Source organism: Nonomuraea sp. NPDC050227 (assembly GCF_044459705.1).
Lineage (GTDB): Bacteria > Actinomycetota > Actinomycetes > Streptosporangiales > Streptosporangiaceae > Nonomuraea.
The window spans coordinates 684315-698155 of the sequence record NZ_JBITJF010000002.1 but is presented as its reverse complement, the minus strand read 5'-3'; the positions used below and the strand labels follow the sequence as shown (position 1 = coordinate 698155).

Sequence of the window (13841 nt, the reverse complement as noted above, 5' to 3'; positions counted from 1 at the left end):
ATTGGACGTCGAATGTGAACTATTGACATACCTTGCGGGAAGCGGGAGGGTTCCTCCCATGTCACCGATCCTGGCCAGAATCCGAGGGATCGAGCCCACCCTCACGGCCACCCACCGGCGCATCGCCGAGACGATCCTCGCCGAGCCCGCCACCGTGGCCGCCTCGACCATCGGCGAGCTGGCGGAGCGGTGCGGCACCTCGCTCACCACCGTCACCCGCTTCTGCCGGCAGCTCGGCCTGGCCGGCTACCCCGAGCTCAGGCTGGCGCTCGCCGCCGAACTGGGCCGCAACGACGCCGCCCCGCGCGAGCAGGGCCTGATCGCCTTCTCCCCGGACGACCCCGCGAGCCTGGTGCTGCGCAGCCTGCTGGCCAGCGACATGCGCGCCATGGAGGAGACGGCGGCCCAGCTCGACCTTCAGGCCGTGGACCGGGCGGTCGAGGCCCTGGTGCGGGCCCGGTTCATCGACTTCTTCGCGGTCGCCGGCAGCGCGGGCGTGGCGATGGACCTGCACCTGCGCCTGCACGCCATCGGCCGCCCCGGAGCGTTGTGGACCGACGTGCACAGTGCCGTCTGCAGCGCCAACGCCCGCGACCGCGACGACGTGGCGCTCGGGATCTCCCACTCGGGCACCACGGCCGAAGTGGTCGAGCCGCTGGCCATCGCCAAGCGACGCGGCGCCACCACCGTCGCGGTCACCAACTTCCCGCGCAGCCCGCTGGCCGAGGTGGCCGACATCGTGCTGACCACCGCCGCGCAGGACACCCCCTTCCGCGCCGGCGGCGTGGCCGCCCGCCACACCCAGATGCTCGTCCTGGACTGCCTCTACATCGGCGTCGTCCAGCGCACCCACGAGACCAGCAACCAGTTGCTCACCGCGGCCACCGACGCGGTCAGCAAGCACCGCCTGCCCCCACGCTAGGAGTCCCCATGCGTCTCGCCGCCGCCGCTGTCGCCTTGGCGATGGCGGTCACCGCCTGTGCCCCTTCCGCCACGACGAGTGCCGATTCCGGCAAGATCACCCTCTCGGTCTGGGGCTGGGGCCCCGAGGCGAACTACGACAAGATGTTCGCCGAGTACGAGAAGCTCCACCCCGGCATCGACGTCGACGCCCGCTCGTTCACCACGGCCACCGAGTACGACACCATCCTGTCCACCGGCCTGGCCGGCGACAGCGGACCCGACCTGGCCTGGCTGCGCGCCGGCGCCAACCTCCAGCCGCTGGTCGAGGCCGGACGGCTGCTCCCGCTCGACACCAAGGACGTGCCCGGCCTGGCCGCCTACGACGAGAAGGTGCTGCGCTACGCCAAGGGCGACAAGGACGGCAAGGTCTACGGCGTGCCGTTCGCCGTCCAGACCCTCCAGGTGATCTACAACAAGAAGATCTTCGCCGACAACGGCCTCACCCCGCCGAAGACGTACGCCGACATGATCTCCGCGGCCGACAAGCTCAAGGCCAAGGGCATCGTGCCGTTCGCCTTCGGCGGCAAGGACGACTGGATGTTGCCGATCGTGGCCGGCATCTTCGGCACCGCCCACTGGGGCGGCGACGCGTTCATCGCCGACGTCAAGGCCAAGCGCAAGAAGTTCGCCGACCCGCGCTTCGTCGAGGGCATCGACCAGCTCAACAAGCTCAAGCCGTACTTCCCCGACGACGTGGCCGGTGTCTCCTACACCGACGCGCAGATCCTGTTCTCCTCCGGCAAGGCGGCCATGTTCCCCGGCGGCCTGTGGGAGCTGAACTTCTTCGGCGAGCACGCCAAGGGCGTCGACCTGGGCGTCTTCACCCCGCCCACGCCCGAGGGGGAGGGCGTCATGCCCGGCTTCACCGACGGCTCGTACGGCGTCAACGTCAAGACCAGGCACAAGGCCGAGGCGCTGAAGTTCGCCGCGTGGCTGGCCTCCAAGGACTACGGCCAGCTCTACACCGACACCTTGCGCATCTTCTCCGCCGTGCCCGGCGTCACCCCCAAGGATCCGCTGCTCAACGAGGTCTCCGCCACCTTCGCCAGGCGCGGCGGCACCTACTTCATGAACGAGTTCGCCTACGGCAACCCGACCTCGGCCACCGTGTTCTCCAAGGCGTTGCAGGAGATGCTGCTGGGCCGCATCAGCGCCGAGGAGGCCGCCGAGCAGCTCGACAAGAGCGTGGCCACATGGCTCTAGCCGCACGGCGGGGATCGTCGTACCTGTTCCTGATCCCCGCCTTCCTCCTGTACTCGGCGTTCGTGGTCTATCCGCTGTTCACCGGGCTGACCTACAGCTTCTTCTCCTGGAAGGGCACCCTGCGCGACCAGCCGGCCGGGCTGGACAACTACGCGAACCTGCTGTCGGGCGCCTTCCTGGACCAGCTGCTGCCGGCGCTCGGGCACAACTTCCTGCTCTTCGCCGGCACCATGCTGGTGCAGAACACGCTGGGCCTGGCCTTCGCGCTGGCGCTGTTCCGCGTACGGCGCGGCAAGCGGGCCCTGCAGACCATGTTCGCGCTGCCGTACCTGGTCAACCCGCTGGTCATCGGCTACCTGTGGACCCTGCTGCTCAGCCCGGCCTTCGGCCCGGTCAACGCGCTGCTCAAGCCGATGGGCCTGGCGATGCCGTGGCTGGGCGACCCGGCCACCGCGCTGCCGACCGTCATCCTGATCACCAGCTGGCAGTGGGTGGGCTTCCCGATGCTGCTGTTCAGCGCCGCGCTCGGCGGCATTCCGCAGGAGTACGCCGAGGCCGCCAGGACCGACGGCGCCGGCTCCTGGCAGGTGTTCTGGCGCGTCACGCTGCCGCTGCTCAAGCCGGCCATGGCCACCGTCACCATCCTCAGCTTCATCGGCAGCATGGGCACCTTCGCCCTGGTCTACGCCCTAGGCGGCTCCAACGGCGCCCCCGCGGGCGCGACGGACGTGCTCGGCCTGCTGTTCTACCGGACCGCCTTCGCCTCGGGCGACGTCAACGCGCTGGGCACGTCCTCGGCGCTGGCGGTCTTCATGTTCACCTTCATCTTCGGCTCGACGCTGCTGCTGGAACGGATCCTGAGGAGGAAGTCGTGAAGGCCGTGGCGATCCGGGTCCTGCTGTGGGGCTACGCCGTCCTGTCCATGTCGCCGCTGCTGGTCATGCTGCTCAGCTCGCTCCGGCCGACCAGCGAGATCTTCGACCAGCCGCTCGGCTGGCCCAGCGGGCTCGGCAACTACGCCAAGGCCTGGACCGACGCCTCCTTCTCCACGTACGTGGTGAACTCGGCGATCGTCGTGGTCTGCTCGGTGCTGCTGGGCGCGGTGGTGTCGTTGCTGGCGGCGTACCCGCTGGGGCGCCGGGAGTTCCGGGGGCGCGGGCTGTTCGCCGCCTACTTCGTCTCCGGCATGACGCTGCCCGCCCACCTCGGCGTGCTGCCGCTGTTCTACCTGCTGGAGAGCATGGGCCTGGTGGACTCGCTGGCCGGGCTGGTGCTGGTCTACGCGGCGGGGTCGGTGCCGTTCAACGTGTTCGTGCTGACCGCGTTCTTCCGCCAGCTCCCGCACGAGCTCGACGAGGCCGCCGCCCTGGACGGCGCGGGCCCGTTCGCCACCTTCTGGCACGTGATGCTGCCGCTGGTACGGCCCGCGCTGGCGACCGTGGTGGTCTTCCAGTTCGTGCCGATCTGGAATGACTTCTTCTACCCCCTGGTCCTGATGCGGGACGAGAGCAAGCTGACCCTGCCGGTCGGTCTCACCCACTTCTTCGGCCAGTTCCAGAACGACTGGGGCACGCTCTTCGCCGGCCTGGTGATGACGACGATCCCCCTGGTCGTGCTCTTCATCCTGGCCACCCGCCAGATCGTCGCCGGGCTCACCGCCGGCATGAACCGTTGAGGACAGTTTGATGGATCTTGTGATGGCCTTCGCCGACGAGACACGCTCGCGGCTGGACCGGCTGATGGCCGAGCAGCTGCCCGCCATCAGGCGCGCGGGCGCGCTGGTCGCGGCGACCGTGCGCGCCGGAGGCGTCCTGCACGCCTACGGCACGGGACACTCGGAGGCGGTGGCGCTGGAGGTCGCGGGGCGCGCGGGCGGGCTCATCCCGACCAACCGGCTCACCCTGCGCGACCCGGTGGTGCTGGGCTCGGCCGATCCCGGCGCGTTCGACCCGCTGGCCGAGCGCGACCCGCGCACCGCCCACCAGGTGCTGGCCCTGCACACGGTGGAGGACTCCGACGCGTTCGTGATCGCCTCCAACTCCGGCGGCAACGGCTCGACCGTGGAGATGGCCCGGCTGGTCAAGGAGCGCGGCCTGCCGCTCGTCGCGATCACCTCGCTGGCCCACTCGACCGCCATCACCTCGCGGCATCCGTCGGGGGAGCGGCTGTTCGAGCTGGCCGACATCGTGATCGACAACCTGGCCCCGTACGGCGACGCCGTCCTGCCGACCGAGCACGGCCCGGTCTGCGGCATCTCCTCGATCACCTCGGCGCTGATCGTGCAGCTCATGGTGGCCGAGGCGATCGGCGAGCTCCAGGCGGACGGCACGGTCCCGCCGGTCTACCTGTCGGCCAACATCCCCGGCTCCGACGCGCACAACGACGCCCTGGTGGCCCGCTACGCCGGCCGCATCAGGACGGGCGCGCTGTGACCCTGACGATCGCCGCCTTCTGGCCGCCCCCGCCCCACGAGACGACGGCCGCCCGCTACCGCGAGATCGCCGAGGCCGGGATCGACCTGGTCATCACCGGCAACTACCTGAACGACCGGGTCATCCTGCGGCACGCCCTGGCCCGCGCCGAGGAGGCCGGGCTCGGCATGCTGGTCGCCTCCGACCCGCGGGTGGACGTGCTCATGCGCGACCTGGACGTGGACCCGGCGCCGCTGATCGCCCAGGTCGTCGAGGACTACCGCCCGTTCCGCTCCTTCCGCGGCCTCAGCCTCATGGACGAGCCGGTGGCCGGGCAGTTCCCGCGGCTGGCGGCCGGGGTCGCCGCCGCGCGGGCGGCCGGCGCGTTCGCCTACGCCAACCTGCTGCCGAGCCACGCCACCGGCCCCTACGACGCGTACGTGGGGGAGTTCGCCCGGGTCGTCCGGCCGGACGTGCTGTCGTTCGACCGGTACCCGTTCCTGACCGGCGGGTTCGACGAGGGCTACCTCGCCGACCTGGCCACCGTGCGCGAGCACGCCCGCAGGGCCGGGCTGCCGGCCTGGATGTACGTCCAGACGCTGGCCTACGACGGCCACCGCGAGCCGTCGGCCGCCGAGCTGGCCTGGCAGGTCAACACCGCCCTGGCCTACGGGTACACCGGCATCCAGTACTTCACCTACTGGACGCCCGACCCGGCGCGCGGCGAGGGCTTCCAGCCGGCGCTCATCGGCGGTGACGGCGTGCCGACCGAGCGCTACGGCGTCGTGCGGGACCTCAACACCCGCTGGCTGCGCCCGGTGGCGGCCGAGCTGACCGGGTGGACGTCGGCCGAGCACGCCGGCGACGTCCTGGTCGGCCACTACGGCGAGCGGCGGCTGGTCTGCAACGCCCGCTTCGACCGGCCGGCGTCGGTCACGCTCGACGGGATCACGCAGGCGTTCGACCCGGCGACCGGCTCCTACCAGGAGTGCGGCGCCACCCTCACGCTGGCGCCCGGCGCGGCGCGGCTGGTCCGGTGACGCTCTTCGCCGGGGTGGACGCCGGCGGCACCACCACCCGCGCCGCCGTGCACGCGGCGGACGGCACCAGGCTGGGGCACGGCACCGCCGGTCCCGGCAACCCGGCCGCGCACGGGCCGGCGGCGGCCCGCCTGGCGATCGGGCAGGCCCTGCGCCGCGCGCTCGACGGCCTGGACCCCTCGCTGGTGGCCGCCTCGGTGGCCGGCGTGGCGGGCGGCGACGACGCCTTCGCCGCGACGCTGGGCCGGACCTGGGCCGAGTGCGGCATCGCCGCGCCGCCGCGCATGGTCGGCGACGTGGAGATCGCCTACGCGGCCGGGACCGCCGCGCCGTCCGGCACGCTGCTGCTGGCCGGGACGGGCGCCGCGGCGGCTCGCTTCTCCGGCCGGACGGTGACCGCGGTGGCCGACGGGCTCGGCTGGCTGCTGGGCGACGAGGGCGGCGGGTTCTGGATCGGCCGGGCGGGGGTGCGCGCGACCGTCCGCGCCCTGGACCGGCCCGGCGATCCCTCGGATCACGTCCGGGACCGGCCCCAGGGCCGCGTGGGCCGCGCTGTGGGCGCGGGCCTGCCGTACGGGCCGCTGGTGGATCTGGTGGGCGCGCACTTCGGGGCGACGGGCGAGCCCCGGCGGCGGGCGGACCGGATCGTCCGGCTGGCCCAGGCCGACCGGATGCTCGTGGCCGCCGCCGCGCCGCTGGTGTCGCGGGCGGCCGCCGAGGGGGACGAGTGCGCGGCGGGCATCGTCGCCGAGGCCGCCCGGCGGCTGACCGCGACGGCGGACCGGCTGTCCGGCGACGGACCGCTGGTGCTGGCGGGCGGGGTGCTGACCGCGGACGGCCCGGTGCGCGCCGCCGTCCTGGCCCGGCTGGCCGGGCGGCGGGTGACGACCGCCCGCGACGCCACGGCCGGGGCGTGCTGGCTGGCCGCCCTCGACCGGCTGGGCGACCAGGCCGCCCACGAACGCTTCACGGCCCTTCCGCCGCCCCGCTAGTACTGTGACCGGGTCGGCGGGTATCGCGCCCGTGCCGCGGAAAGGACGGTTCGCACCACATGCAGGTCCCGCAGATGGATCGTGCCCTGCTGAGCCGGCTGCTGCCGGGCGTCGAACCGGAGCGGCTCACCGTTCGCCAAGGGCAGTTCCACCAGGTGGTGATCGGCGCGGATCGGGTCGTGTGCCTGCCGCGCACCGGGGCCGCGGCCGCCCGGCTGCCGCAGCGGGCCGCCGTCCTGCGCCTGCTCGCCGGGTTCGATCTCGGCTTCCGCACGCCCCGGCCGTTGCCGGAGGCCGGCGCTCCCGGCCCGGACGAGCCGCCGTTCCTGGTCCTCAGCCGCGTTCCCGGAGCCCCGCTGGAGGCCGGAGAACTCGAAGATCCCCGGGTGGCCGAGGCCGCGGCGGCACAGTACGTCACGCTGCTGCGCGAACTGGCCAGGATCGGCGCGGCGGACGACGTGCGGGCGGCGCTGCCGGCGCCGCGGGATCGATGGCGGGAGTTCACGGCGGGCGTCCGCGCCGAGCTGTTCGGGCTCATGTCCGGGCGCGGGCGTCAGCGGGCCGAGCGGGAGCTCGCGGCGCTCGACGGCCTTCCCGACCTCACCGAGGCCGTGGTGCACGGTGACCTCGGCGCGGAGAACGTCCTGTGGGAGCACGACGACGGGCTGCCGGTGCTCAGCGGGGTGATCGACTGGGATGAGGTGACGATCGGCGATCCCGCCGAGGACCTGGCGGCCGTCGGGGCCGGTTACGGCACGCCTTTCCTGGATCGGGTGCTGAGGCTGGGAGGCTGGTCGGACGGCGCGACGGCCGCCCGCATCGCCGTCATCCGCGCGTCCTTCGCCCTGCAGCAGGCCCTGTCCGCGCACAGAGACGGTGACGAGGAAGAACTGGCGGACGGCCTGACCGGCTACCGCTGAACTCGTCCGGGAGAGCGGGCTCAGGCGGACGGCTCCTCGGCCGGGAACAGGATCGGGCTGATCAGGTGGCGGGTGCGCTCGGGCGTGGGCGGGTTGGCGATCCTGGGCAGCAGCGCGGCGCGCAGGTCGGCGATCAGCGCGGCGCGTTCGTCCGGGGTGAGCCAGATGGCGTGCTGCCGGTAGCCGACCAGGTCGGCGGCCGGATCGGCCTGGTCGCGGTCGAGGTAGGCGCCGAACTCGGCCAGCAGGGCCGCCATGGCCACGGCGAACGCGCGGCGGTGGTCGTCCCGCGAGGCCGCGGCGGCGGTGTCGGCGTCGATGGCCGCCCGCGCCGGGCGTAGCCGGTAGCGGCGCTCGACGGCCCCGCGCACGCGCTGCTCGCCCTCCACGTCGAGCAGGCCGCCCTCGGCCAGCAGGCCGACGTGCCGGTAGACGGTGGCCTTGGAGACGTCGGGCAGCAGGTCGCACAGGGCGGAGGTGGTGAGCGTGCGGCCGCCCGCCATGGCGTGCACGATGCGCAGCCGTACGGGGTGCAGAAGCAGGTCCACCGTGTCCATGGACGTACGATCTCACACCTGCTACCTTTCTCAAACCTGAGAAAGGACGGATCATGACCCACCACGCCCTGGACGCCCCTCCGCTGGGCCGCCTGCACGACGTCGGCGGCCGCCGGATCATGCTGCACCGCTCGGGCGCCGGCGGCCCGCCCGTGGTGTTCCTGCCCGGCGCCGGAGCCGTCGGCCTGGACTACCTCAACGTGCACGACCGCGCCGCCGAGGTGACGACCAGCGTGCTCTACGACCGTGCGGGCACCGGCTGGAGCGAGCCGGTCGAGCTGCCCCGCACCGCGGCCGAGGTGACCGACGAACTGCGCGCGGCGCTGGCGGCGGCGGGGGTGCGCGGCCCGTACGTGCTGGCCGGTCACTCCCTGGGCGGCGCGTACGCGCGCCACTACGCCCGCCGCTTCCCCGGCGACGTCGCGGCGCTGCTGCTGCTCGACCCCTTCCACGAGGACATGGCCGCCCGCGCGCCCCGGCAGGCGCGCGAGATGCTCGACCAGATGCGCGAGCAGGCGCTCCCGGAGCCGACGCCGGAGCAGCTCGACGCCGCCCGCCCGGCCGTCGAGCGGCTGCTGGCCGCCTGGCCGGACGGCGTGCGCGAGGCCCTGGTCGACCACCACCTGACCGCCTGGCGCACCGGCTGGCTGGAGGGCCGCAACCTCTACGACGAGGTCTCGGCGGAGTTCAGGGCCGCGCCGCCGGTGCCCGACGTGCCGGTGATCGTGCTGTCGGCCATGGGGGCGGACGCCACCCAGTCCCAGCTCTGGCCGGAGGACGTGCTGCGGGAGATCAACGCCGGCAAGCTCGCCCTGCACGCCGAGCTGGCCGCCTCCTTCCCGCGCGGCGAGCACCGGGTGCTGGACGACGCCGGGCACGGCTGGCTGCACGAGGAACGGCCCGACGCCGTGCTCCAGGCGCTGGCCGACCTGCTGCGGGTCCTGCGAGACTCGGGGACCCGGCCGCGGCTCAGGGGCGCAGGGCCTTGAGCGCCAGGTCGACCAGCGCGTCGGCGTACTGCGGGGTGAGCGGGCCGGAGCGCAGGAGCCAGCGCTGGTAGAGGGGGGCGTAGAGCAGTTCGAGCGCGAGGTCGAGGTCGGCGTCGGGGGCGAGCTGGCCGGCCTGCTGGGCGCTGCGCAGGCGGGCCTTCTTGGCCTCGTCGACCGGGCCGGCCAGCTTCTCGCGGTACTGGGCGGCCAGCTCGGGGTCGGCGACGATCTCCAGGTTGAGCGCCCGGATCGGCGCCTCGAAGCCGGGGTCGGCGAACTCCGCCACGGTCGCCCGCATGACGGTCTTCAGGTCGGCCTCGATGTCGCCCGTGTCGGGCAGCGTCACGGCCTGGTCGCCGGGGCCGCCCTCGCTCAGCGCGAGGAAGGAGTCGAAGACCACGGCGCCCTTGGACCGCCACCACCGGTAGATCGTCTGCTTGCCGACGCCGGCCCGCGCGGCGATCGCCTCGACGGAGACCTTGGCGTAACCCACCTCGGACACCAGTTCCCTGGCGGCCTGGAGGATCGCCTGCCGGGAGCGCTCGCTGCGGCGCGCGGGATCGGGCTGCTTCACGCCGCCCATCATAGCCCATAAACGAGACGATACGGTCCGTCTTGACAAGTCACCGGTCCTTGCTGGCACACTGATGGACATGCAGCGAGACGGACCGTCTCGTCTTGAACAGAGAAGGAGGCGAGAGCGCATGCGCGTATGGTTCGTCACGGGTGCGTCCCGGGGGCTGGGCAGGGCGTTCACCGAAGCGGCCCTGGACCGGGGCGACCGCGTCGTGGCCGCCGCCCGCGACGTCGGCCCGCTGGCCGAGCTGGAGGCCCGGCATCCGGGCGCGCTCGTCCGGCTGCCGCTCGACGTCTCCGACCGCGCCGCGGTGCGGGAGGGCGTGGACCAGGCTGCGGCCGCGTTCGGCAGGCTCGACGTCGTGGTCAACAACGCCGGCGGCATGCTCTTCGGCATGCTGGAGGAGGCCACGGAGGAGCAGATCAGGGCGCACTTCGACGTGAACCTGTTCGGCGCGATCTGGGTCACCCAGGCGGTGACGCCGTACCTGCGGGCCCAGGGGTCGGGGCACATCCTCCAGGTCACCTCGATGGGCGCGGGCGGCGGCATGGCCTCGGTCGGCCTGTACGCGGCGGGCAAGTCGGCCCTCGACTCGGTCACCCAGGCGCTGGCCATGGAGCTCGCGCCGTTCGGCGTCAAGGTCACCAACCTGCAGATGGGCGGCTACGACACCGGCCTGTTCACGCTGGGCACCACGGCCACCGAGCCCGACCCGGTCTACGACGGGCTGCGGGCCGAGCTGGCCGCCATGTGGGGCGAGGACGCCGGCCCGCCGCCGAGCAACGCCGCGCCCGTCGTCATGGAGCTCGTGGACCTGCCCGAGCCGCCGCGCCGGCTGATCGTCGGCAGCCGCTCGTACGACCTCGTCCAGCAGATGGACGAGGCCCGCACCGCGGAGTACCGCGCCTGGGAACACCTCAGCCGCAAGGCCGACGGCTGACCTCGGGGGACCGGTTCCAGGGGGCGGACGGGCGGGGATGGGCCGGGCGTTGTCCGGGTTCCGGCACAATTGCGGTGTGCGAGTCGGATTGCTGGGGCCCTTCGAGGTCCGGAACGCCCAAGGGGCCGTGGTCGAGGTCCCTGGTGTCCGGCTGCGCGCGCTGCTCGCCGCCCTCGCCCTGGAGCCCGGCCGGATCGTCACGCGCGCGCGGCTGATCGACTGGATCTGGGGGGAGCGGCCGCCCGCCGACGAGGTCAACGCCCTGCAGGCGCTGGTGTCCAGGCTGCGCAGGGTGCTGCCCGACGGCGTGATCGAGGCCGATTCCGGCGGCTACCGGCTGGCCGTGCCGCGCGAGGCGGTGGACGTGTGCCGCTTCGAGCAGCTGATCGTCCAGGCTCGCGCCGCCGCGCCCGCCGCCCGCGCCGACCTGCTGCGCAGTGCCCTGGAGCTGTGGCGCGGCGCCCCCATGGCCGACATCGCGATGCAGGACAGCGACGCCTTCGACGCCGTGGTCACCCGGCTCGACGACCTCCACGTCGCCGCGCTCGGCGACCGCATCGACGCCGACCTGCGGCTCGGCCGGGGCGCGGAGCTGGTCACCGAGCTGACCGGGCTGGTGGCCGCGTACCCGCTGCGCGAGGGGTTCGTGGCGGCGCTGATGCGGGCGCTGGCCGAGGCGGGCCGCGGGAACGAGGCGCTGACCCTCTACCAGCGCACCCGCGAGCGGCTGGCCGACGAGCTGGGCGCCGACCCGTCGGCCGAGCTGTCGGAGCTGCACACCGCGCTGCTGCGCGGCGAGGTGGGGGAGCGGACGGACAACCGCAGGACGAACCTGCGCGCCGAGCTGACGAGCTTCGTCGGCCGGCACGACGACGTCTCCGCGGTCGCCGACCTGGCCACCAGGTACCGCCTGGTCACCCTGACGGGGGCGGGCGGCTCCGGCAAGACGCGGCTGGCCACCGAGACCGCCCGTACGATGCTCCCCGAGCTGCCCGACGGCGCCTGGCTCGTCGAGCTGGCCCCGGTCCGGGCCGGCGGCGAGCTCGCGCAGGCCGCCCTGACCACGATCGGCCTGCGCGACCAGGGCATGCTCGGCGGCGGGCGCGGCGGCGACCCGATGGACCGGCTCATCACCGCCATCCGCGACCGCTCGATCCTGCTCATCCTGGACAACTGCGAGCACGTCATCGAGGCCGCCGCGTCGTTCGCGGACCGGCTTCTGGGCGAGTGCCGCGGCCTGCGCGTCCTGGCCACGAGCCGCGAGCCGCTCGGCATCACCGGCGAGGTGTTGTGGCAGGTCGAGCCGCTCACGCTGCCCGCCGAGGGCGCCTCGCCGGCCGAGAGCGGGTCCTCGCCCGCGGTGCGGCTGCTGCGCGACCGCGCGGACCTGGTGCGCAAGGACATCGGCTCCGACGCCCCCACCCTCGCGGCCATGGCGCGGATCTGCCGGGCGCTCGACGGCAACCCGCTGGCGATCGAGCTGGCCGCGGCCCGGCTGCGCACGATGTCGGTCGACCAGCTCGCCCGCCGTCTCGACGACCGGTTCCGCCTGCTGACCAGCGGCAGTCGTACGGCGCTCGCCCGGCACCGGACGCTGCGCGCGGTCGTCGACTGGAGCTGGGACCTGCTGAGCGAGGCCGAGCGCGGCGTGCTGCGCCGGTTGTCGGTGTTCTCCGGCGGGGCGAGCCTGGAGGCGGCCGAACGCGTGTGCGGCGACGAGGCGTCCGCCGGTGAGCTGGTCTTCGACGTGCTGACCGCGCTGACCGAGAAGTCGCTGCTGCTGGCCGACGACGATGGCGCCCCGCGCTACCGGATGCTCAACACCATCAGGGAGTACGCGGCCCAGCGGCTGGCCGAGGCCGGGGAGTCCGAGGCGGCGCGGCGGGCGCACCTGGCCCACTTCACCGAGCTGGCCGAGACCGCCGACCCGCACCTGCGCCGGGCCGAGCAGCTGGAGTGGCTGGCCGTGCTCGACGCCGAGCACGACAACATCATCACGGCCCTGCGCGGGGCGATCGCCGAGGGGTGGGCGTACGAGGCGATGCGGCTGGTCGGGGCGGCCGGCTACTACTGGTTCCTCAGCGGCCACCGGGCCGAGGGCGCCGAGCTGAGCATCGCCGCGTCCGGGCTGGAGGGCGAGGTGCCCGACGAGGTGCGGGCGATGGCCTACCTCATGGTGACCATGTTCGTGACGTCCGGCGTGGGCGGCGACCAGTTCCAGGCGCGGGAGTGGATCCAGGAGGCCCACCGGCTGGCCGTGCGCAGCGGGTCCCGCAAGCCGCTGCTCGGGTTCGCCGCGCTGCTGGAGCGCACGCTGCAGGGCCCGGCGGCGTTCCTGCCCGCGTTCGAGCCGCTGATCGCCGACGCCGACCCCTGGGTGCGGGCGCAGGGCAGGCTGGCCGGCGGCCGGTTCCGGCTCACGCTCGGCGGCGACGAGACCGACGTCGATCTCGACGCCGAGACCGCGCTCGCCGAGTTCCGCGCGCTGGGCGACCGCATGGGCACCTCCCTGGCGCTGACCTTCCTGGCCGATCGGCTCGCCATGCGCGGCGAGTTCGCCCGTGCCTGCGAGTACTACGAAGAGGGCGCCGTGGCGCAGACCGAGGTGGGCGCGACCGAGGACGTCGTGGGCGTGTGGGCCCGGCTGGCCCAGCTGCACTGGCTGCTCGGCGACGAGCGGGCCAGCGCCGCCGCCATGGCCGAGGCCCAGCGGCACGCCGACGGGATCGTCTGGCCGGACTCCCTCGCCGAACTGGCGCTCGGTCAGGCGAAGCTGGCGCGCTGGCGCGGCGAGGCGGACCAGGTGCGCGAGCACCTGGCCACCGTCCAGGCGGTGCTGTCCACCGATGAGATGGTCGGCTCGGTCCGTTCCACGATCATGGACCTGTACGGCTACCTCGCCGACGACGTCGAGCAGGCGCGCGCCTACCGGCGCAGGGCGTTCGACGCGGCCGTGGAGAACATGTTCCCGCCGACCATCGCCGAGGCGCTGGTCGGGATCGCCGACGTCGCGCTGCGCGAGGGCCAGGACGAGCAGGCCGTCCGGCTGATCGCGGCCAGCGAGGCGGTGCGCGGCACGCCGGACCGCTCGCTGCCGGACGCCGCCCGCATCGCCGGACAGGCGCGCGAGCGCCTCGGCGAGACCGCGTTCGCCGCGGCGGACCTCGACGGCCGCCGCCGCGACTTCCGCGAACTGGCCGAGATCACCCTCGCCCGCTGAACACCGGGCGCGGTCACCCGGTCCCGGCC

General features: G+C 73.7%; 13 protein-coding genes. 11 read left to right on the top strand and 2 right to left on the bottom strand.

All coding sequences use genetic code 11. The features are described 5' to 3' along the window. Nucleotides 1-58 precede the first annotated feature (58 nt). Genes ACIBK9_RS10515 through vph form a run of 8 tightly spaced genes read left to right on the top strand, consistent with a single transcriptional unit; the run spans nt 59 to nt 7529 of the window. The gene (locus ACIBK9_RS10515) at nt 59-922 is read left to right on the top strand and encodes a MurR/RpiR family transcriptional regulator (RefSeq protein ID WP_387674956.1); all 864 of its coding nucleotides are present in this window, start codon (nt 59-61) and stop codon (nt 920-922) included. Nucleotides 923-930: 8 nt separating this feature from the next. After that, nucleotides 931-2166, top strand: coding sequence for an extracellular solute-binding protein (locus ACIBK9_RS10510; RefSeq protein WP_397156907.1), 1236 nt, complete (start codon nt 931-933; stop codon nt 2164-2166). Next, a complete protein-coding gene (locus ACIBK9_RS10505; protein WP_397156905.1) occupies nt 2157-3041 on the top strand; it encodes a carbohydrate ABC transporter permease in 885 nt (294 codons plus the stop codon). The genes ACIBK9_RS10510 and ACIBK9_RS10505 overlap by 10 nt, the downstream gene beginning before the upstream one ends. Then, a complete protein-coding gene (locus ACIBK9_RS10500) occupies nt 3038-3841 on the top strand; it encodes a carbohydrate ABC transporter permease (protein ID WP_358286873.1) in 804 nt (267 codons plus the stop codon). Before ACIBK9_RS10505 ends, ACIBK9_RS10500 begins: the two co-directional genes overlap by 4 nt. Nucleotides 3842-3851: 10 nt before the next feature. Next, a complete protein-coding gene (locus ACIBK9_RS10495; RefSeq protein ID WP_387674965.1) occupies nt 3852-4598 on the top strand; it encodes a sugar isomerase domain-containing protein in 747 nt (248 codons plus the stop codon). Next, nucleotides 4595-5617 carry a hypothetical protein gene (locus ACIBK9_RS10490; RefSeq protein ID WP_397156902.1) on the top strand — a complete coding sequence of 341 codons (1023 nt, stop codon included), beginning with the start codon at nt 4595-4597 and terminating at the stop codon, nt 5615-5617. The genes ACIBK9_RS10495 and ACIBK9_RS10490 overlap by 4 nt, the downstream gene beginning before the upstream one ends. Continuing rightward, nucleotides 5614-6609: an N-acetylglucosamine kinase gene (locus tag ACIBK9_RS10485; protein WP_397156900.1), complete on the top strand. Its 996-nt coding sequence runs from the start codon at nt 5614-5616 to the stop codon at nt 6607-6609. Before ACIBK9_RS10490 ends, ACIBK9_RS10485 begins: the two co-directional genes overlap by 4 nt. A gap of 59 nt (nt 6610-6668) precedes the next feature. Beyond that, nucleotides 6669-7529, top strand: coding sequence for a viomycin phosphotransferase (gene vph, locus ACIBK9_RS10480; RefSeq protein ID WP_397156898.1), 861 nt, complete (start codon nt 6669-6671; stop codon nt 7527-7529). Between the two features lie 20 nt (nt 7530-7549). On the opposite strand, the gene ACIBK9_RS10475 is transcribed toward vph, so the two are convergent. Beyond that, nucleotides 7550-8086 carry a helix-turn-helix domain-containing protein gene (locus tag ACIBK9_RS10475; protein WP_397156896.1) on the bottom strand — a complete coding sequence of 179 codons (537 nt, stop codon included), beginning with the start codon at nt 8084-8086 and terminating at the stop codon, nt 7550-7552. A gap of 53 nt (nt 8087-8139) precedes the next feature. On the opposite strand from ACIBK9_RS10475, the gene ACIBK9_RS10470 reads away from it, so the two are divergent. Beyond that, complete coding sequence (locus ACIBK9_RS10470; protein ID WP_397156894.1) at nt 8140-9075, top strand: alpha/beta fold hydrolase; 936 nt, start codon at nt 8140-8142, stop codon at nt 9073-9075. On the opposite strand, the gene ACIBK9_RS10465 is transcribed toward ACIBK9_RS10470, so the two are convergent. Further along, nucleotides 9056-9658 (bottom strand): TetR/AcrR family transcriptional regulator, encoded by a 603-nt coding sequence (locus tag ACIBK9_RS10465; RefSeq protein WP_397157570.1) that lies wholly within the window; start codon nt 9656-9658, stop codon nt 9056-9058. The two genes, ACIBK9_RS10470 and ACIBK9_RS10465, sit on opposite strands and share 20 nt — an antisense overlap. Nucleotides 9659-9779: 121 nt before the next feature. On the opposite strand from ACIBK9_RS10465, the gene ACIBK9_RS10460 reads away from it, so the two are divergent. Next, complete coding sequence (locus tag ACIBK9_RS10460) at nt 9780-10592, top strand: SDR family NAD(P)-dependent oxidoreductase (RefSeq protein ID WP_397156892.1); 813 nt, start codon at nt 9780-9782, stop codon at nt 10590-10592. Nucleotides 10593-10668: 76 nt separating this feature from the next. Next, complete coding sequence (locus ACIBK9_RS10455) at nt 10669-13812, top strand: BTAD domain-containing putative transcriptional regulator (RefSeq protein ID WP_397156890.1); 3144 nt, start codon at nt 10669-10671, stop codon at nt 13810-13812. Nucleotides 13813-13841 lie beyond the last annotated feature (29 nt).

Excerpts from the sequence above, each read along its gene's own strand:
- ACIBK9_RS10515 (WP_387674956.1), top strand. The coding sequence starts at position 59 with ATGTCACCGATCCTGGCCAGAATCCGAGGGATCGAGCCCACCCTCACG.
- ACIBK9_RS10510 (WP_397156907.1), top strand. The coding sequence starts at position 931 with ATGCGTCTCGCCGCCGCCGCTGTCGCCTTGGCGATGGCGGTCACCGCC.
- ACIBK9_RS10505 (WP_397156905.1), top strand. The coding sequence starts at position 2,157 with ATGGCTCTAGCCGCACGGCGGGGATCGTCGTACCTGTTCCTGATCCCC.
- ACIBK9_RS10495 (WP_387674965.1), top strand. The coding sequence starts at position 3,852 with ATGGATCTTGTGATGGCCTTCGCCGACGAGACACGCTCGCGGCTGGAC.
- vph (WP_397156898.1), top strand. The coding sequence starts at position 6,669 with ATGCAGGTCCCGCAGATGGATCGTGCCCTGCTGAGCCGGCTGCTGCCG.
- ACIBK9_RS10475 (WP_397156896.1), bottom strand. The coding sequence starts at position 8,086 with ATGGACACGGTGGACCTGCTTCTGCACCCCGTACGGCTGCGCATCGTG.
- ACIBK9_RS10470 (WP_397156894.1), top strand. The coding sequence starts at position 8,140 with ATGACCCACCACGCCCTGGACGCCCCTCCGCTGGGCCGCCTGCACGAC.
- ACIBK9_RS10465 (WP_397157570.1), bottom strand. The coding sequence starts at position 9,658 with ATGGGCGGCGTGAAGCAGCCCGATCCCGCGCGCCGCAGCGAGCGCTCC.
- ACIBK9_RS10460 (WP_397156892.1), top strand. The coding sequence starts at position 9,780 with ATGCGCGTATGGTTCGTCACGGGTGCGTCCCGGGGGCTGGGCAGGGCG.